15 protein-coding genes are annotated in these 18,810 nt (G+C 53.7%); 11 read left to right on the forward strand and 4 right to left on the reverse strand.

Translation table 11 applies throughout. From position 1 onward, the window contains the following. The first annotated feature begins 65 nt into the window (after positions 1–65). From H7U12_RS18995 to H7U12_RS19035, 9 genes are all read left to right on the forward strand, one after another. Positions 66–1,124, forward strand: a complete 1,059-nt coding sequence (locus tag H7U12_RS18995; RefSeq protein ID WP_241749546.1) for an arabinan endo-1,5-alpha-L-arabinosidase — start codon at positions 66–68, stop codon at positions 1,122–1,124. A 68-nt stretch (positions 1,125–1,192) separates the two neighbouring features. Further along, a complete protein-coding gene (locus H7U12_RS19000) occupies positions 1,193–2,383 on the forward strand; it encodes an aldose epimerase family protein (protein ID WP_186641060.1) in 1,191 nt (396 codons plus the stop codon). Positions 2,384–2,755: 372 nt separating this feature from the next. Then, positions 2,756–3,460: an NUDIX hydrolase gene (locus H7U12_RS19005; protein WP_317170805.1), complete on the forward strand. Its 705-nt coding sequence runs from the start codon at positions 2,756–2,758 to the stop codon at positions 3,458–3,460. A gap of 363 nt (positions 3,461–3,823) precedes the next feature. Beyond that, on the forward strand, positions 3,824–5,608 hold the full coding sequence (locus H7U12_RS19010; RefSeq protein WP_186641064.1) for a ribulokinase: 1,785 nt from the start codon (positions 3,824–3,826) through the stop codon (positions 5,606–5,608). Between the two features lie 4 nt (positions 5,609–5,612). After that, complete coding sequence (locus H7U12_RS19015) at positions 5,613–6,311, forward strand: L-ribulose-5-phosphate 4-epimerase (protein WP_186641066.1); 699 nt, start codon at positions 5,613–5,615, stop codon at positions 6,309–6,311. 77 nt (positions 6,312–6,388) lie between these two features. Beyond that, positions 6,389–7,888, forward strand: a complete 1,500-nt coding sequence (gene araA / locus H7U12_RS19020) for an L-arabinose isomerase (RefSeq protein ID WP_186641068.1) — start codon at positions 6,389–6,391, stop codon at positions 7,886–7,888. Positions 7,889–7,965: 77 nt separating this feature from the next. Beyond that, the gene (locus tag H7U12_RS19025) at positions 7,966–9,663 is read left to right on the forward strand and encodes a sodium:solute symporter family transporter (protein ID WP_186641070.1); all 1,698 of its coding nucleotides are present in this window, start codon (positions 7,966–7,968) and stop codon (positions 9,661–9,663) included. Between the two features lie 241 nt (positions 9,664–9,904). Then, on the forward strand, positions 9,905–10,615 hold the full coding sequence (locus H7U12_RS19030) for a 3'-5' exonuclease (RefSeq protein WP_186641072.1): 711 nt from the start codon (positions 9,905–9,907) through the stop codon (positions 10,613–10,615). After that, the gene (locus H7U12_RS19035) at positions 10,612–12,519 is read left to right on the forward strand and encodes a DUF294 nucleotidyltransferase-like domain-containing protein (RefSeq protein ID WP_186641081.1); all 1,908 of its coding nucleotides are present in this window, start codon (positions 10,612–10,614) and stop codon (positions 12,517–12,519) included. The genes H7U12_RS19030 and H7U12_RS19035 overlap by 4 nt, the downstream gene beginning before the upstream one ends. A gap of 449 nt (positions 12,520–12,968) precedes the next feature. Here the strand turns inward: H7U12_RS19035 and H7U12_RS19040 are convergent, their stop codons facing one another. From H7U12_RS19040 to H7U12_RS19050, 3 genes are all read right to left on the reverse strand, one after another. Next, positions 12,969–13,649, reverse strand: coding sequence for an HAD family hydrolase (locus tag H7U12_RS19040; protein ID WP_186641083.1), 681 nt, complete (start codon positions 13,647–13,649; stop codon positions 12,969–12,971). 136 nt (positions 13,650–13,785) lie between these two features. Next, positions 13,786–14,754 (reverse strand): transketolase family protein, encoded by a 969-nt coding sequence (locus H7U12_RS19045; RefSeq protein WP_186641085.1) that lies wholly within the window; start codon positions 14,752–14,754, stop codon positions 13,786–13,788. 116 nt (positions 14,755–14,870) lie between these two features. Continuing rightward, entirely contained in the window at positions 14,871–15,734 is an 864-nt protein-coding gene (locus H7U12_RS19050) for a transketolase (protein ID WP_186641087.1), read from the reverse strand. A 249-nt stretch (positions 15,735–15,983) separates the two neighbouring features. Here H7U12_RS19050 and H7U12_RS19055 point away from each other — a divergent pair, with 249 nt between their 5' ends. After that, positions 15,984–16,442: a GNAT family N-acetyltransferase gene (locus tag H7U12_RS19055; protein ID WP_241749548.1), complete on the forward strand. Its 459-nt coding sequence runs from the start codon at positions 15,984–15,986 to the stop codon at positions 16,440–16,442. A gap of 95 nt (positions 16,443–16,537) precedes the next feature. Here H7U12_RS19055 and H7U12_RS19060 read toward each other — a convergent pair whose 3' ends face one another. Continuing rightward, positions 16,538–17,923: an aldehyde dehydrogenase gene (locus H7U12_RS19060; RefSeq protein WP_186641089.1), complete on the reverse strand. Its 1,386-nt coding sequence runs from the start codon at positions 17,921–17,923 to the stop codon at positions 16,538–16,540. A gap of 281 nt (positions 17,924–18,204) precedes the next feature. Here H7U12_RS19060 and H7U12_RS19065 point away from each other — a divergent pair, with 281 nt between their 5' ends. Beyond that, the gene (locus H7U12_RS19065) at positions 18,205–18,681 is read left to right on the forward strand and encodes a hypothetical protein (RefSeq protein ID WP_186641091.1); all 477 of its coding nucleotides are present in this window, start codon (positions 18,205–18,207) and stop codon (positions 18,679–18,681) included. Positions 18,682–18,810: the final 129 nt, after the last annotated feature.

Raw genomic sequence — 18,810 nt, forward strand, 5'->3', positions numbered from 1 at the left:
GCGAAGTCTGTTTCCGGGGCATTTTGGCAAAAACAGCCACAAAACGAAAGACTATAAAAATAGATATGATGGTAAGAAGCTTCATCTTCAGTATACTCTTGCTCACGGGCTTAGGTTCTGTGCAGGCGCAGCCGCCGCAAGGCCCCAAAGTGGGCGACATCCGGCCGGTGGATAACATCACGGTGCATGACCCCGTGATGATCAAGCAAGGCAAAACGTACTACCTGTTCAGCACGGGGCACGGCATCTCGGTGTGGTCTTCGCCTGATCTGCAGAACTGGAAAATGGAAGCCCCGGTTTTTGCCTCGGCCCCGGAGTGGGCGACCCAGGCGGTGGCCGGTTTCAAGAACAACCACATCTGGGCCCCCGATATCAGTTTCTACAACGGGAAATATTACCTGTACTACTCCATCTCGGCCTTCGGGAAAAACACCTCGGCCATTGGACTGGCCACGAACACCACGTTAGATCCGAAGGACAAGAATTTCAAGTGGGTGGATCACGGCAAGATCATTGAGTCCATCCCGGGGCAAACCAACTGGAACGCCATTGACCCCAACCTGTTCACCGATAACAAAGGGACTCCTTGGATGACCTTCGGGTCGTTCTGGGGCGGCTTGAAACTGGTGAAAATGAACAAAGACCGCTTATCTGTGGCCGAGGAGATCAGCAAGATTCCCACCATTGCGAGCCGCAAAAAAGGGCTGACGCTGCAGACGAATCCGGCACCGTTGCCGGGCAATCCGGCCGAGGCCGGAGGAAATGCGATAGAGGCACCTTTTGTTTTCAAAAAAAACGGTTATTATTACCTGTTCGCTTCCATTGACTACTGCTGCAAAGGGGCGAAGAGTGATTACAAAATGATTGTGGGTCGGTCCAAAAACGCGCAGGGGCCTTACCTTGACAAGAACGGGGTGGCCATGGATGCGGGCGGCGGCACTATTCTGCTGGAAGGAAATGCGCAATGGAATGGGGTAGGGCACAACGCGGTCTACACGTTTGACAAGACCGATTACCTGATTTTCCATGGCTACAACGCCGCGGAAAACGGCCGTCCCAAGCTTCGGATTGAGAAGTTGACCTGGGACAAAGAGCAGTGGCCGGTGGTAGCCCTGGCGCAATAACCGGTGTGTTTTTACAGATTGAAGAGTTAAGCTTTCAAAAATATTGCTTTAAAACCCCATAAAAACCTATGAACTACGTACTAAAACCTGTTTCCGCGATGCTGCTAGGTACTGTGCTGCTGACCAGCGCCTGTAATCAAAGCTCCGGCACCAAGGAAACGACCGAAACTGAAACCACTACCAACGCTACTACCGCCAAAGAAGTGAAACTACCCGCCCGCGCCAATTTCCAGAAAGAGATAGACGGCAAGCAGACCGATCTGTTCGTCCTCAAAAACAAGAACAATGTACAGGCCGCCATCACCAACTACGGCGGCCGCGTGGTAAGCCTGCTGGTACCGGACAAAACCGGGAAACTAGTGGATGTGTCCATCGGGTTCGATAACGTGGAAGATTACACCGAAGGCGCCGATACGTTCTTCGGGGCCACCATTGGTCGGTACGGCAACCGCATCGCCAAGGGCAAGTTCAAGCTGGAAGGCAAAGAGTACACCCTAGCCACTAACAACAACGAGAACCACCTGCACGGCGGAAACAAAGGTTTCTCCCGCGTAGTCTGGGATGCCAAACAGGTAGACGATAAAACCCTGGAACTGACCTACGTGGCCAAGGACATGGAAGAAGGCTACCCCGGTAACCTGACCACCAAAGTGACCTATACCCTCACCGATGAGAACGAGCTGAAGATCAACTACCAGGCCACTACGGACAAGGCTACTATCGTGAACCTCACCAACCACACGTTCTTCAACCTGAACGGCGAGGGCAGCGGTGACATTCTGGGCCACCAGCTCCAGATCAACGCCGACCGCTACAACCCGGTAGATTCTACCTTGATCCCGACGGGCATTGAGCCAATCGCCAACACCCCGTTTGATTTCCGTCAGGCAACCGCTATTGGGGCCAGAATCAAAGACGAGAACCAGCAGCTGAAATACGGCAACGGCTACGACCACAACTACGTGCTGAACGGCGCTGCCGGCAAAGACCTGCAACTGGCCGCCACCGTAACCGGCGACAAGAGCGGCATCACCATGGAGATCCGGACCCAGGAGCCAGGCATCCAGTTTTACAGCGGCAACTTCATGGAAGGCGGCCACACCCTTAAAACCGGCGGCAAAGATGAGTTCAGAACGGCTTTCTGCCTGGAGACCCAGCACTTCCCAGATTCACCTAACCATCCGGCTTTCCCGTCTACCGTGCTAAAGCCGGGCCAGACGTACAACACCACCACGGTGCATAAATTCTCGGCGAAATAGGCATTTGCCTTTCCGTCGCAACCAAATCCCCGGAGATGAGACTTACGCCTTGTTTCCGGGGATTTTCTCTTTTCCTGGGTTCGCGTTTCGGGGCCGTTTTCCGGAAAATGGGCATAAACCGCTTGTTTAGCCGGTAAGCAGGCTGAGAAACAGGAATATTTACGCCAGCGGAGCCTGTGACGCTTGAAAAGTGCTGACTATTCCTTTATTTGCTAAGGAGAAGAAAACCGGTCGTGCCACTGCTGACAGAAATGGGCGTTTCTGTCTCATCACGGGTTTTACCTGGATGCCGCCTGACGGCAATGTAACTCATAATCTTAGCTCTTTGATGACCCGCAAGGGTAGTCTGGACTATAACATATCAGTAGAATGATGAAGTATTCGGGGCAAACAAGGGTTCTTGTTGCGGTAGATTGTATCATATTTGGCTTTGACGGAGAGAATTTTAAACTGTTGCTGATTCAGCGGGGCTTTGCGCCCCAAAAGCAGAAATGGAGCTTAATGGGTGGTTTCATCCAGCCCCATGAAAGCCTGGAGGTGGGCGCTCAGCGGGTCCTCAAACAGCTCACCGGCCTGGAGGGCGTGTACCTGGAGCAGATCCCGGCGTTCAGTGAACCTACCCGCGACCCGGTGGAGCGAACTATTGCGGTGCCCTACTTCGCCCTCATTGACATTCAGAAATACGAAACGCAGCTCAGCTCTGATTATCACGCCGAATGGTTTCTGCTGAGCGAGATGCCCCACCTGATCTTTGACCACGAACGGATGGTGGAGATGGCCAAGATGCGCCTGCGCTACAAGGCCGCTTTGCACCCCATCCTGTTTGAGCTCCTGCCCGAGAAGTTCACCTTGCCCAAACTGCAGACGCTTTACGAGAAACTCTACGAAACCACCTTTGACAAGCGCAACTTCAGCCGGAAGGTCCTTTCTACCGGTTTGCTGGTGCGCCAGGAAGACAAAGACAAGGAAAGCTCCCGGAAAGGTGCCTATTACTACAAACTGGACAAGGAGAAGTATTATGACAACTTTGAGGCCTTCCTTAAATTCATTCCCAATCCGGAGAAGTTTCTGATGTAAGGTGTGGTAAGCCAGTGTCTTAAGTGAGGTACAGCTATCAGGCACCCTTGCTGGCTAGTTGTTTTTAAAGGCATAAAACCATCCGATCCCGTTTCGGGGCTGATTTCTGGAAATCAGCCCCGAAACGGGATCGCTTCTGTTAGTACTTATTTGAGGATGTAGAGACTTGTAGCCCCTTGGAGAGTGGGTCGTGTCCGTCTGAAAACAAAATTAAGTGTCAAAATCACATTTTAAAAAAACTTATTGCTATACTTGTAAAGAAAAGCCTCTGGCAAGAAGCGTAATTTTTAAATCGATAAAAGTTGACGGTAAATAATTTGGCGATAGCTAAATAAGCGTTAATTTGACAGCAATAAAATACATATGGCACAAGATGTTTTTGTGATTGGTGTAGACTACGGCTCAGACTCAGTGCGGTCTGTCCTGGTTAATGCCCGGAACGGTGAGGAAGTAGCTTCTTCGGTGTTCAACTATCCTCGCTGGAACAGAGGAGCTTACTGTGTTCCCGCCGAAAATCAGTTTCGCCAGCATCCGCTGGACTACATAGAGGGGCTGGAAAAAACCATCAAAGAATGTCTTCAGAAAGCCGGGCCCGAGGTTGCGGCCCAGGTGAAAGGCGTCTCGGTGGATACCACGGGTTCAACCCCGGTGGCCGTGAACCAGCAAGGCACTCCTTTGGCTTTACTGCCCGAGTTTGCGGAAAACCCCAACGCCATGTTCGTGCTCTGGAAAGACCACACCGGTGTGCAGGAAGCCGCCGAGATCAACGCACACGCCACTAAGTTTGACACCAATTACCTGCAGTTTGTAGGCGGTATCTACTCGTCTGAGTGGTTCTGGGCCAAGTTGCTGCACGTGCTGCGCGAAGACGAGAAAGTGCGCCAAGCCACCTACTCCTGGGTAGAGCACTGCGACTGGATTCCGTTCCTGTTAACCGGCGGCACCAACGCTGATGACATGAAACGCGGGGTCTGCTCCGCCGGTCACAAATCTCTGTGGGCCGCTGACTTTGGCGGACTTCCGCCCAATGACTTCTTCGCGTCGTTAGATCCGGTATTAGATGGTTTCACGTCGCGCCTGTTCACCCAAACCTATACCTCAGACCAGGCCGCTGGTCAGTTAAGCCAGGAATGGGCTGAGCGCCTGGGCCTGTCTACCGAGGTAGTGGTAGGAGTTGGTGCTTTTGACGCGCACATGGGTGCCGTGGGTGGTCAGATTGAACCGTATCACCTGAGCAAAGTGATGGGTACTTCTACCTGTGACATGCTGGTTGCGCCTATGGACAAGATAGGAAATACCCTCGTGAACGGTATCTGCGGCCAGGTGCCGGGTTCAGTGATCCCGGGCATGATGGGCCTGGAAGCCGGTCAGTCTGCCTTTGGCGATACGTACGCCTGGTTCAAGAGAATCCTGCTTTGGCCCTTGCAGAACCTGTTTACTAACTCTCAGGTCATCGACGCCGCTACCGCCGAGGCTTTGGTGGAGGAAGTCTCCAACCGGATCATCCCTGAGTTAAGCATTGCCGCCGACCAGATTCCGCTGTCAGAAAACAATGAATTCGCCATTGACTGGTTCAACGGCCGCCGCACACCCGATGCGAACCAAGTCTTGAAAGGCGCCATCTCCGGGCTTGGTCTGGGAAGTGATGCACCTCGCGTGTTCAGAGCCCTGGTGGAAGCGACCTGCTTTGGCGCGAAGAAGATCGTGGACCGTTTCAATGAGCAGGGCGTACCGGTGAAAGGCCTTATCGGTTTAGGAGGAGTGGCCCGTAAATCGCCGTTCATCATGCAGATGATGGCCGATGTCATGAACATGCCCATCCGGATTCATAAATCAGAGCAGACCTGCGCCATTGGGGCCGCCATGTTCGCCGCCACAGCCGCTGGTATTTATTCTAAGGTAGAAGAGGCGATGGCTGCCATGGGGCAGGGGTTTGACCTGGAGTATTTCCCCAACCCTGAGCGCGTAGAACTTTACGCCAAACGCTACCAGAAATACTCTGAACTGGGCGTGTTCCTGGAAAGCCACAGTGCGTCGGCTTCTCTGGCAACGCTTTCTGATCTTCCTGAAACCAGCAGCCCGGCGCAGGACGGCCAAACCAGAGACGTAAACCAAACCCAGGACGAGTTGCAAGGAATTGCCCGCTAACCACATGAGTTCTTTCCAACATATCAAAGAAGAGGCCTACCAGGCCAACATGCAGCTGCCCAAGTTAGGGCTGGTCTTATTCACCTTCGGGAACGTGAGCGCCGTGGACAGAGCCCAGGGCGTGTTCGCCATTAAGCCCAGCGGGGTGCCTTACGAGGACCTGTCGCCGGAGAAGATGGTGATTGTGGACTTTGACGGTAACACCGTAGAAGGTTCTCTGCGCCCGTCTTCTGACACCAAAACCCACGCCGTGCTTTACAAGCATTGGGAGAACATTGGCGGCATTGTGCACACGCACTCCACCTACGCCACGGCCTGGGCCCAGGCCCAACGCGATATTCCCATCTACGGCACCACCCACGCCGACCACCTCACCACCGACGTACCCTGCGCCCCTCCCATGGACGATGCCATGATCCAGGGGAATTATGAGTATGAGACGGGTTTCCAGATCATGAACTACCTGCAAGAGAAAGGCATGAGTTATGAAGAAGTGGAAATGGTGTTAGTAGGCAACCACGCGCCCTTCACCTGGGGCAAAGACGCCAAGAAAGCCGTGTACAACAGCGCCGTGGTGGAAGAGATTGCCCGTATGGCGTTCCTCACCGAGCAGATCAGACCCCAGGTGCCGCGGTTGAAAGACTCGCTCATCAAGAAACACTTTGAACGGAAGCACGGCCCAGATTCTTACTACGGGCAGTAGCCTTCCCGCAGAATACATTAACTTTTGGTAAATCACGCTGGTTTTCCAGTCCTTACCTCCCCTTAACCTCCAAACGCATGATTGACTTAAAACAATTTGAAGTCTGGTTCATAACCGGAAGCCAGCATCTATACGGCGAAGAAACCCTGAACCAGGTGGCTGCGCACTCCCAGGAAATAGTAAAAGGTTTAGACAGCGCCCCTCAGATTCCGGTGCGCGTGGTGTTCAAACCTACCGTGAAAACCACTGAGGAAATCTTCAAGGTGTGCCAGGAAGCGAACGTCGCCGAGAATTGTATTGGCGTGATCACCTGGATGCACACGTTCTCGCCCGCCAAAATGTGGATCAGAGGACTGACGGTCTTGCAGAAGCCGTTGCTGCACCTGCATACCCAGTTCAACCGCGACATTCCGTGGAATTCCATTGACATGGATTTCATGAACCTGAACCAGAGCGCCCACGGTGACCGCGAGTTCGGGTTTATGGTGTCGCGCATGCGCATCAACCGCAAGGTAGTGGTAGGCCACTGGCAAGACCCGGAGGTGATTGAGCAGATCAACGGCTGGTGCCGCGTGGCGGCCGGCTGGTATGACTGGCAAGGTGCCAAGTTTGTGCGTTTCGGGGATAACATGCGCTATGTAGCCGTAACCGAGGGCGACAAAGTAGAGGCTGAGCTGAAATTCGGTTTCGCGGTGAACACCCACGGCATCGGGGATTTGGTGGCGGTGATCAACGAGGTTTCTGACCAGGCCATTGACCAACTGGTGCAGGAGTACGAGACCAAATACACCGTTGCCGATAACCTACTGGAGTCTGGAGAGCAACGTGCTTCTCTGCGGGAGGCGGCTAAAATTGAGATTGGTTTAAGGACCTTTTTGGAAAACGGGGGCTATAAAGGTTTCTCCGACACCTTTGAAGATTTACACGGCATGGTACAGTTGCCGGGTATTGCCGTGCAGCGCCTGATGGCCGATGGCTACGGGTTTGCCGGCGAAGGCGACTGGAAAACAGCCGCGCTGGTACGCGCCATGAAAGTGATGGGCAGCGGCTTGCCGGGTGCCAACGCCTTCATGGAGGACTATACCTACCACTTCGATCCGAATAATTCGTTGGTATTAGGTTCTCACATGCTGGAGGTAGACGAGGCGCTGGCCTCTGACAAGCCTTCCTGCGAGATCCACCCGCTGGGCATTGGCGGCAAAGCCGATCCGGTGCGTCTGGTGTTCAACGTAGGGGCTGGTCCGGCCCTGAACGCCTCGGTGGTGGACATGGGCAACCGTTTCAGACTGATCGTGAACGAAGTGGAGGCCGTAGCACCGCAGAACGATCTGCCAAACCTGCCCGTGGCCCGTGTGCTCTGGAAACCGCTCCCTGATATGAAAACCGGTTGTGCGGCCTGGATTCTGGCGGGAGGCGCGCACCATACCTGCTATAGCCAGAACATTTCTTCAGAGCAATTGCAGGACTTCGCAGAAATGGCGGGAATTGAGTGTGTGGTCATCGGTAAAGATACCACCCTGAGCCAGCTGAAGAACGAGCTCCGCTGGAGTGAGGTGTACTACCAGAAAAACTCCTAATTTCTAGGCCTCTTCGCTTGTTCCAGCGGAGAGGCCTTTTATTTCCTCCTTTCACCTCTTCCTGGGTTAACCTTTCTATGAACAAATTTTCCTTTATTGACTATACCATCTTTATAGTCTACTTCATCATCGTATCTGGGTACGGCTACTGGATCTACCGGAAAAAGAAAAACATTGAGTCAGACAGTAAAGACTACTTCCTAGCCGAAGGCTCCCTGACCTGGTGGGCCATTGGGGCGTCCCTGATTGCTTCCAATATCTCCGCCGAGCAGTTCATTGGCATGAGCGGGAACGGTTTTGTGGTGGGGGTGGCCGTGGCCGCCTACGAGTGGATCGCCGCCATCGCCCTCATCATTGTGGCCGTTTGGTTTATCCCGGTGTATTTGAAGAACAAAATCTTCACCATGCCGCAGTTCCTGCAGAACCGGTACAACCAGACCACTAGCTTGATCATGGCTATTTTCTGGCTGTTCCTGTACGTGTTCGTGAACCTGACTTCGATCTTGTTCCTGGGTGCGTTGGCCATCAGTAACTTGGCCGGGGGCGAGAACTTCCACCTGATCATGGTGTTACTGGCCGTCTTCGCGGTAATCATCACCCTGGGCGGGATGAAAGTAATTGGGTTTACGGACGTAATTCAGGTAACGGTGCTGATTCTGGGCGGTTTGGCTACTACGTACACGGCCTTGACTCTGGTGAGCAGTCACTTTGGGTTAGGCAATGACATGATTGCCGGTTTCAACAAACTGTTGCAGGACTCGCCAGACCACTTCCACATGGTGTTTGACAAACCCGGTCCGGGTGCCACCCAGGCCGAGATCAACAAATACCTGATGGTGCCGGGCATTGCCATGTATTTCGCCGGTATCTGGATTGTGAACCTGAATTACTGGGGCTGTAACCAGTACATCACCCAACGGGCACTTGGCGCCGATTTGCAGACCGCCCGTACCGGTATCCTGTTTGCCGGTATCCTGAAGCTGTTGATGCCCGTGATTGTGATGCTGCCGGGTATTGCTGCTTACGTGCTGTATAAAAACGGAGCCTTGCAGGAAGAAATGGCCCCCGGGGGGCACTTCAACGCCGATAACGCGTACTCGGCGATTCTGGGCTTTTTGCCTACGGGCATGAAAGGTTTGTCTCTGGCCGCCTTAACTGCTGCCATTGTGGCCTCTCTGGCCGGGAAAGCCAACAGTATCTCCACCATCTTCACCCTGGATATCTACAACAAGTACATCAACAAAGACGCCAGCGAGAAGAAACTTATCTGGGTGGGGAAACTCACCATTGTGGCCTCCATGCTGTTCTCCATCTTCCTGACTTGGGATGACTTGCTGGGCATTGGTGGCGAGGGCGGCTTCACCTTTATCCAGAAGTATACCGGCTTCATCAGCCCGGGCGTATTTGCGATGTTCCTTTTGGGCATGTTCTGGAAACGCACCACCGGAACGGCGGCCATTGCCGGTCTGTTCACTGGTTTCATCCTGTCAGTGGTGTTCAACAATTACGCGCCTGCCTGGTTCGGGAACGAGACCTTGCTGTACACGGCGTACCCGAACGGCAAAGGCGGCTATGAGATTCCGTTCCTGATCTGTATGGGGCTTGCCTTCCTGTTCACCATGATTGTGATGATCCTGTTGAGCTTGGCCGGACCGAAAGTGAACCCCAAAGCCTTCGAGCTGGATACCACCATGTTCAAAGTGTCTAACTCCACACTGGGTTTGATTGTCATTACTTTATTACTGGTAACGGCGCTGTACGTGCGGTTCTGGTAAAATAGGACATACTACCTGAAAACACGAAAGCGGACCCTAAAACGTCCGCTTTTGTGTTTTACGGCCAATTTGCCGTACCTTTTCAACCCGGTGCGGCTCAAGGTAGCCGGAGGAGGTGGCTTTTGGTTTATCTGATGTTTTCAGTGCCATCCGCCTTCGGCGTTTTAGGCCTGTTTTTCAGAAATAGGGCTTGAAACGCCGCCTGAAACAGATCGGCGCGTGCGCCAGTATACTTGATCAAGTGAGAGATTACCTGCTGTTTATAGACATTGAAGCCTCGGGCCTGCCCAGGAATTGGGACGTGCCGTACGCTGAGGAGGGGAACTGGCCGCACACCGTGCAGGTGGCCTGGTTGGTCTATACCAAAGACGGGCAGTTGGTCAAAGCGCAGGACCATTACATTCAACCGCTGGACTTTGAGGTCAGTCCTTCGTCCATTGAGATCCATTCCCTCACCCCCGAGTTTCTTTTGGCGCATGGGCAGAGCCGGGAGGAGGTGTTATTGAAACTGCAGAAAGATCTAGAGCAGTACCAACCCATGGTGGTGGGGCACTTCATGCAGTTTGACTTCCATGTGCTGAGCGCCGATTTTTACCGGGCGGGTTTACCCAGCCCTTTTGAAAACTTGCCGGTGTTCTGCACCATGGTGGCTTCCATGGAACTGACCCACTTGCCACGCAAAAAATACCTGCGACTGGGAGAACTGTACAGCAATCTGTTCCATACTTCCCTGGAGAATCAGCACAACGCTGTGGTAGATGCTCAGGCTACCGCCGAGAGCTATTTTGAGTTGCGCAAACGGCGGGTGATCACTCCCGCCTCTATTGCCGAGCAGCAAGAAAACCGATATTCTACGCAAAAGAACCCCCCAGTTAAACGCGCCTATCCGCTTTGGATAGCGGCCGCCCTGGGAGCTATCCTTTTCATTCTATTCCTTTTTTACTGGCTATGAACGACCGTCTGCAATTATTGAAAAGCGTAAAGCCGTTCCATCTGCTGAGCGATGATGTGCTGGCAGGAGTGGTAGACCTGTTGCAGGAGATTACCTATTCCAAAGACACGGTGATTTACCACCAGGAGGCCACCAAACTGCGCGGCGTAGACATCATCGCCAAAGGCGAATATGAGTCGTTTTTCTATGACTTGGCCCAAAACAAACGGGTGCTGGAACACCACCAGCGGGGCTATTGCTACGGCGGCATCTCCATGCTGCTCAACCGCAAGAAGTCGTTGCGGACGGTGATCGCCAAGAAAGGCACGGTGGTGTACTTTCTGCACCGCAGAGACTTTAGGGCGCTGGCCAAATCCAACGAAGGCTTCCTGCACCACTTCACCCAGGAGTTCGGGATCAGGATGCTGAACGAGGAGTTCGCGCACTTTGTGAAGCGGCCCACCTCGTTTGAGGAAAACTACATCGCCACTGATCAGCTGTACTCGCGCCGGATTGAAAGCGTGGAGTACCGTGACCTGGTCACCTGCACCAGCACCACGCCCATCTACACCGCCGCCCGCATTATGGCCGATCACAAGACCAGCTGCATTTTCGTGAAGAACGAGGTGGGGCAGATTGCGGGCTATATCACCGATATTACCCTGCGCGATAACGTGGTGGCGGCCCAGGAAGACGTGCGCGGGCAGGTGAAGGAAATCATGGACAACCCCATTGTGTCCATCCGGAAAGACGCGTACGTGTATGAGGCCATTCTGCTCATGTTCCGGACCAAAACCCGCTATTTGCTCATTGAGGAAAACGGCCAGTACGTGGGCATGATCAGCCGCAGCAAGCTCCTGAGCGATCAGGCGCAGTCGCCGTTCGTGTTCATCCAGTCGGTGAAGCTGGCGCGTTCGGGCCATGAGCTGCGCGACAAATGGAAGCGGGTGCCCGAGATCGTGATGCAGCTGCTGCAGCGCGGCGCCAAGCCCGAGATCATCAACCAGGTCATCACTACCGTGGCCGATACCATCGCCCAGAAGGTCATAGAAGAGGTGATTGCCATCTGCGGACCGGCCCCGGCCAAGTTCGTGTTCATGGTGCTGGGCAGCGAGGGCCGCAAAGAGCAGACCCTCAAAACCGACCAGGACAACGCCATCATCTACGAAGACAAAGCCAACGAGCAGCGTGAGCTGGTGCGGGACTATTTCCTGAAGTTCGCGGACATGGTCTCCGAAAAGCTGGACTACATTGGCTTCAGTTTCTGCACCGGCGGTTACATGGCCAAGAACCCCAAATGGACCCATTCGCTCTCGCACTGGAAACGGAACTACCACGAGTGGATGCAGGAGATTGTGCCCGAGACCGCCATTCAGTTCTCCACGTTCTTTGACTGCCGCTTCATTTACGGCGATGGCGCCATCATGCAAGAGCTGGTGTCGTTTCTGGACGAGGAGCTGCAGAAGCCCATGCCGCGCCTGTTCTTCCACATGGCCAACAACGCGTTGCAGTATGAGCCGCCGCTCACGTTTTTCAAGAACATCAGAACATTTACCGTGGGCTCGCAGCAGGTCTTTGACATCAAGAAAGCCATGACGCCCATCGTAGACCTGGTGCGCGTATACGCCCTGAAAAACCGCATCTTCAAAACCAATACCGGCGAGCGGATTGAGGCCCTGGCCGAAGTGGGCGTCTTCACCGAGAAGCAGTGCCAGGAACTCATGCAGTCCTACTATTACCTCATGGGCCTCCGGCTGCGCAAACAGGCCACCCAGATCATGCAGGACAAAAGCGAACCCGACAATTACCTGGATCTCCAGAGCCTCACCAAGATTGAGCAGGTCACCCTCAAGGAGATTTTCAAGACCATTAGCGACTTCCAGCTAGGCATCAAGGTCCAGTTTACCAACAACCTGTTCGGGTAAAATCCCGGTATAGGTACAGAAAAGTGCTCGGCTGCTTTGGGCCTGTTTTGCTGAAAACAGGCCCAAAGCAGCTGATCCCTTTTTAACTTTTGATTTCTTCTACTTCATTTTTTTGTCCTCCTGAAAGGATCTTCTGGGCGAACAGTAAAGCGGTTGTTTAAAGCCTTTTTAGTTCGCTCACAAGATCTTTCCAAGATGACAAGTAGGAGAGGAGGAGGCGTATCAGAAAGCCTGGAAAGAAATGCGCTTTAGGCCCGTTTTCGTGAAACTAGGTCTAAAGTGGCGGCTTGCTAATTTCTTCATCCGTGAGCAGTCTCTGTCACTATGGCGCGGAAGTTACTTCCGTGACTTGCATTCAATACGCACGGAAGTAAATCAGCGCCATAGAAAGAAATGCGTTTTGAAGCCGTTTTTCCAAAAGCAAGGCAAAAACGGCTGATCGCTAATTCCTACTTTCCTTCTCCCGTGAGCAGGCGTTCCAACTGAGGATCTGTGTAGTCTGCCACAAACCCGATGATGTTGGTGTACTGCGAGAACTCTTCCTTGCCGTGCATGGTGGTGATGACCAGGCAGTCCATGCCGGCGTTCTGGGCGGCTTCCACGCCTTTGGGCGCGTCTTCCAGCACTAGGCACTTTTTGGGGGCAACGGCTAGTGCCTCCGCAGATTTCAGAAACGTCTCGGGGTGCGGTTTGCTTTTGTCTACGTCATCGGCTGAGACCAGGGCGTTGAAGTAGTGCCGGATGTTCAGGTTATCCACCACAAAGTCAATGTTGAACGTGATAGCGGCGGTGGCAATGGCCATCTGGATGTTCTGCTCTTTGGCTTTTGCTAGAAATGCGTCCAGGCCGTTGATCAGCTTCAGGTGCGAGAGGTATTCTTTCTGGTAGATTTTCTCCTTCTGGATGGAAAGCTGATCGGCTTCTTCCTGCGTGAACCGGTCTTCCCCGAAGAACCGGGCCAGCACCTCGCTGTTCTTGCCGTACATCTGGGCTTTCACCTCTTCTAAACTGAAGGAACCCTGTAAGTCATTGTTCAGGATCTGGTGCCACGCTTTGGTGTGGTAGTCCATGTCGTCAATCATGGTGCCATTCATGTCAAACAGAAAGGCTTGGTAGGGGAGAGTAGTCATGTAAATGAGATGTGTTAAGGTACATTGGGCATACGGAGGGAACAAAAAAACGGGCTCTAGTAGAGCCCGCCTTTCCCTTAATCCTTTTTTATTATCTGAACCGCGTGACAAGGCAAAACTGCCCCGCACCCGGTGTTTATTTCGCCAGCACTTTTTTGCGCTCCATTACTTTCTGCACGGCTTTGATGATGTGCTCATCGTCCAGGCCGTATTTCTTCATGAGTTGCTCGGGCGTACCGCTCTCCCCGAACGAGTCGTTCACGGCCACATATTCCATAGGAAGCGGCGTGTTTTTAGCCAGTAGCTGCGCGATGCTGTCGCCCAGACCACCCAGACGGTTGTGCTCCTCGGCAGAAACCACACAACCCGTCTTGGCTACTGATTTTAGGATCGCTTCGTCGTCCAGTGGTTTGATAGTGTGAATGTTGATGATCTCCGCGGAGATGCCCATCTCGGCCAGTTTCTCACCGGCTTTAATGGCTTCCCACACCAGGTGACCCGTGGCGAAAATGCTCACATCGGTTCCTTCGTTCACCATCCAGGCTTTGCCAATCACAAACTCCTGGTCAGCGGGCGTGAACACCGGAATCACCGGCCGCCCGAAACGCAGGTACACCGGACCCTCATACTCGGCGATGGCCACAGTGGCGGCTTTGGTCTGGTTGTAGTCACACGGGTTGATGACGGTCATGCCGGGCAGCATTTTCATCATGCCGATGTCTTCCAGAATCTGGTGCGTGGCTCCATCTTCACCCAATGTAAGGCCGGCGTGCGAAGCGCAGATTTTTACGTTCTTGTCTGAATAGGCGATGGACTGCCGGATCTGGTCATACACGCGGCCCGTAGAGAAATTGGCGAACGTACCCGTGAACGGAATCTTGCCGCCAATGGTCATACCCGCCGCAATGCCCATCATGTTGGCCTCGGCAATGCCCACCTGCACAAAACGCTCGGGGAATTCCTTGATGAAATCGCCCATTTTCAGGGAGCCTACCAGGTCAGCGCACAGGGCTACCACGTTTTCATTTTTTCTGCCGGCTTCTACCAGCCCCGCGCCAAAACCAGAGCGGGTGTCTTTTGATTCTGTGTACGTATATTTTTTCATTGCAATGTTTTCAGATGAAGCCCTAAAAGGAGGCTGGTTCGCTGCTCTTGCCTTTTAAGGCCGTTTTTAAGAAAATAAGCCCAAAAGGCTGTTCTCGGAAACGGTTGGCCCGAGGCCTAGTAATCCTGCATGCCGCTGGTGAGCTGGTTCAGGGCCAGAGACAACTGCTCGTCATTAGGGGCCACGCCGTGCCATTTGTGCGAGCCCATCATGAAGTCCACGCCGTGGCCCATATTAGTTTGCATCAGGATCATGATGGGTTTGCCTTTGCGCGTTTTGGCTTTGGCCAGTTCCAGTACTCTGATCACATCGGCCAGGTCATTGCCGTTCATCTCCAGCACGTCCCAGCCGAAAGCTTCCCACTTGGCGCGCAGGTTGCCCAATGCCAGAACCTGGTCGGTGGGGCCGTCAATCTGCTGGCCGTTCACGTCAATGGTGGAGATGAGGTTGTCTACTTTGTTGTGCGGGGCGAACAACGCCGCTTCCCAGATCTGTCCTTCCTGTAACTCGCCGTCGCCGTGCAGAGTGAACACTAGGCCGGGGTCATTGTTCAGTTTCTTGGTCAGGGCCGCGCCGATTGCCACGGAGAGGCCCTGGCCCAGAGAGCCCGAGGCGATACGTACGCCCGGCAGTTCCTCGTGGGTGGTAGGGTGACCCTGCAGGCGCGAATCCAGCTTCCTGAAGGTCTTCAGCTCGCTCACGTCAAAGTAGCCGGCTCTGGCCAGCACGCTGTACCACACCGGGGAAATGTGCCCATTGGAAAGGAAGAACAGATCTTCGCCCACGCCGTTCATGTCAAACTCCGTGGAGTGGGTCATGATCCGGAAGTACAGGGCCACCAGATAATCGGTGCAACCCAATGAACCGCCCGGGTGCCCAGACTGGCAGCCGTGTACCATTCTCACGATGTCGCGGCGCACCTGCTTGGCCACCTGTTCCAGCTCCTCCATCGGAAGCGTCTCTTTTACTTCTGTTTGCATATTGATTTAATAGTCTGTTGCCTTAAAACTTTGTGAACTGAAGGCAAGGTAGCCCTGCTTTCGCTCTTTTTGGTAATAAGTGTAATAATAACAATTAAATTACCGCTTTAGATTGTTGTTCGCAAATAAATGTAATGATCTTTTATGCAAACGTTGGCATAAAACTTTTGTTTTTTACTTTTCCCGCCTAAAAAGGCGCTGGCGCAAAGATAAATTGGTGGTTTTAGGCCGAAAGCCTAGCTTCGCAGGATGATGGAGTTTAGAATTGTGACCAAGTCTTTTGAGGAGCTCACCCCCCGGGAAATGTATGATCTGCTGCAGTTGCGGAGTGCGGTGTTTGTGGTGGAGCAGAACTGCGTGTTCCTGGACCCCGACGGGCTGGATGACCAGTGCCATCATTTGCTTTTCTACCAGGGAGCCACGCTGGAGGCCTACGCCCGGCTTTTGCCCGCCGGTGTCTCTTACCCAGAGCTGTCCATTGGGCGCATTATCACCAGCGCCGCCGTGCGGGGCACAGGCGTGGGGCAGCAGCTGGTGCAGAAAGCCATTGCCGAAACGCACCGGCTCTTCGGGCCGGGGCCCATCAAGATAGGCGCGCAATTGTATGCCAAGAAATTCTACGAGCGTTTCGGGTTTGTGCAGTCCAGCGAGGTGTATGACGAAGACGGCATTGACCACATCAAAATGATCAGGCCGGTAGAAGGCTGAGAAAACGCGGTCATGAAAAAGCCGATGCGTTTAGGGGTTCTTTTATAGAAAACAGCCCCTAAACGCATCGGCTTTTTATTTGCAGCGAAGATGGTCTATAGCCATCTGAACGCCTTCTTTATCCAGCCCAGTTTATCAGCGTAGGGCGGGTAGCGGAGAGGTAAATCGGGGCGCGACGGTTTCATGAGAATGCTCTTCTGATGCGAGAAAGCGTCAAAACTGGCTTTGCCGTGGTAATTGCCGTGCCCGCTGGTGCCCACGCCGCCAAAGGGCAGAAACGGGTTGGTGAGGTGCGAGATGGTGTCGTTGATGCAGGCACCCCCAGACGAGGTGCGGGTCAACACCGCCTCTTTGGCTTTCCCGTTCTCGGTGAAGAAATACAAGGCCAGCGGTTTGGGTTGGGCGTTGACCTGGGCAATAGCCTCGGGTAAGGTTTGGAACGTTAAGACCGGCAGCAGCGGCCCGAAGATTTCTTCCTGCATAATGGGATGTTCCCACGTGACCCCAGAAAGAAGGGTAGGAGCGATGAAGCGGCGGGCAGCGTCGGTCTGGCCGCCGGCGTAGACGTTCTCCTGCGCCAGTAATCCTTTCAGCCGGTTAAAATGTCGTTCATTGATGATGCGGGCGAAGTCTGGACTCTCTGCCGGGGAACTTCCGTAGAACTCCGTGATGGTTTGGGCCAGGTGTTCCAGCAGAGGCGCGGCCACGCTTTCCTGTACCAGGAGGTAATCTGGCGCCACGCAGGTTTGCCCCGCGTTCAGGAATTTCCCCCAGACAATGCGTTTGGCCGCCACGGCCAGATTGGCGGTCTCATCTACCAGACAGGGACTTTTTCCACCTAACTCCAGCGTAACCGGAATGAGTTGCTTGGCCGCGGCCTGGGCCACAATTTTGCCTACGGGTACGCTGCCCGTGAAAAAGATCTTGTCAAAGGACAGCTCCAGCAGAGTTTGGCTTACCTCGGGGCCACCCTGTACCACCGCAAGGTATTCCGGCGGAAAGTTCTCCTGGATGAGGCGGGCCGTTAGCTGGCTGGTGGCCGGGGTGAGCTCAGACGGTTTCAGAATGGCGCAGCAGCCGGCCGCAATGGCCCCCAGCATGGGAGACAAGGTGAGCTGAAACGGGTAATTCCAGGCGCCAATGACCAACGACACCCCGTACGGCTCGGCGTAGATGGCATCCCGCGAAGGGAAATTCAGGAAACTGGATTTCACCTTCCGCAGCTTTACCCATTGCGGGAGGTGGCGCAGCAGGAACTTGATTTCGGAAAGCAGAATGGCGATCTCGGTGGCGTAGGTCTCAAAGGGTGGTTTCCCGAAATCCTGAGCCAGGGCCGCAATGATGGCGGCTTCTTCTTTCTCTATGGCCTCCTGCAAACGGCGCAGTATCTGCCGCCTGAATTCAAGCGGGCGGGTTTGCCCCGAGCTGAAAAATGTTTTCTGTTGGTGCACAAGCGCCTCCAGTTGCTGTGGCGATGTCATAGGCTTGCGTTCTTGGTGGTACAGATTGTATACTCTGCCCGGCATGAAATGGCTGCCCCGGTGGCGGTAAACACAAAAAAAAGTGTAAGGCGGGTGACTGCCCGTTCCGCGAAGAATAGCAAGAATTGGTTTTTAGCCTATTTTTGTAGAAACAGCCCCTAAACGCAAACAAACGAGAAAGTTTTACTTGTTTGTGGGATACTTTTTAAAACAGACACGTAAAAAGGAGACCAACGCAAAAGAGGGCAGACCACATTTTTGACAGCTTTAACAAAAACAGTATGGCACCACGCGGCAGTTTCGATGATGAGTATGGTTACGATGAGGACGACCTCAATAACAGCCATTTTGACGATGAATTCTCTCTGGACGACGACGATGACGATGTTTTGGGAGGAAGAGGTGGCTTTGGCGCCGACGACGATGAGGAGGTGAACCTTCCGTACGAGGGAGAGCTGTTCAACGAGATGCTCAGCAAGCTACACGGTACCCTGATCATGTACGGCGAGGACGATCCCAAACTGATGGACCTGCAGGCCGAGCTGCTGCAGGTAGACGCTGACAAGCTGGGCACCGCCACCGACGACATGTTTTACCTGGAGGAGGCCAGCAACATCGCCAAGGTGCTGCAGCGCCACGTGGGCGAGTCACCCAAGATCAAGCAGATCCACGACAACTTCATGAAGGACATCACCCGCTTCTCTGACGAATCAGCCGAGGGGCACGAAGGCGACTATTACCTGGATGACGAAGAATAGGCCCATCTACGGCTAACCTTCTTCATAAGAAAAAGAGGAGAGACCACCTGGCGTGGCCTCTCCTCTTTTTTTGTCGTCTACCGGAGGCCGCCCAGCTGCCTTTTCCTGTTTTGGGGCCCTTTTTCTGAT

It is taken from the genome of Rufibacter sediminis (assembly GCF_014269285.1).
GTDB lineage: Bacteria > Bacteroidota > Bacteroidia > Cytophagales > Hymenobacteraceae > Nibribacter > Nibribacter sediminis.

Excerpts from the sequence above, each read along its gene's own strand:
- H7U12_RS19060 (WP_186641089.1), bottom strand. The coding sequence starts at position 17,923 with ATGACATCGCCACAGCAACTGGAGGCGCTTGTGCACCAACAGAAAACA.
- H7U12_RS19005 (WP_317170805.1), top strand. The coding sequence starts at position 2,756 with ATGAAGTATTCGGGGCAAACAAGGGTTCTTGTTGCGGTAGATTGTATC.
- H7U12_RS19025 (WP_186641070.1), top strand. The coding sequence starts at position 7,966 with ATGAACAAATTTTCCTTTATTGACTATACCATCTTTATAGTCTACTTC.
- H7U12_RS19065 (WP_186641091.1), top strand. The coding sequence starts at position 18,205 with ATGGCACCACGCGGCAGTTTCGATGATGAGTATGGTTACGATGAGGAC.
- H7U12_RS19015 (WP_186641066.1), top strand. The coding sequence starts at position 5,613 with ATGAGTTCTTTCCAACATATCAAAGAAGAGGCCTACCAGGCCAACATG.
- araA (WP_186641068.1), top strand. The coding sequence starts at position 6,389 with ATGATTGACTTAAAACAATTTGAAGTCTGGTTCATAACCGGAAGCCAG.
- H7U12_RS19035 (WP_186641081.1), top strand. The coding sequence starts at position 10,612 with ATGAACGACCGTCTGCAATTATTGAAAAGCGTAAAGCCGTTCCATCTG.
- H7U12_RS19000 (WP_186641060.1), top strand. The coding sequence starts at position 1,193 with ATGAACTACGTACTAAAACCTGTTTCCGCGATGCTGCTAGGTACTGTG.
- H7U12_RS19050 (WP_186641087.1), bottom strand. The coding sequence starts at position 15,734 with ATGCAAACAGAAGTAAAAGAGACGCTTCCGATGGAGGAGCTGGAACAG.
- H7U12_RS18995 (WP_241749546.1), top strand. The coding sequence starts at position 66 with ATGATGGTAAGAAGCTTCATCTTCAGTATACTCTTGCTCACGGGCTTA.
- H7U12_RS19045 (WP_186641085.1), bottom strand. The coding sequence starts at position 14,754 with ATGAAAAAATATACGTACACAGAATCAAAAGACACCCGCTCTGGTTTT.
- H7U12_RS19010 (WP_186641064.1), top strand. The coding sequence starts at position 3,824 with ATGGCACAAGATGTTTTTGTGATTGGTGTAGACTACGGCTCAGACTCA.
- H7U12_RS19040 (WP_186641083.1), bottom strand. The coding sequence starts at position 13,649 with ATGACTACTCTCCCCTACCAAGCCTTTCTGTTTGACATGAATGGCACC.
- H7U12_RS19055 (WP_241749548.1), top strand. The coding sequence starts at position 15,984 with ATGATGGAGTTTAGAATTGTGACCAAGTCTTTTGAGGAGCTCACCCCC.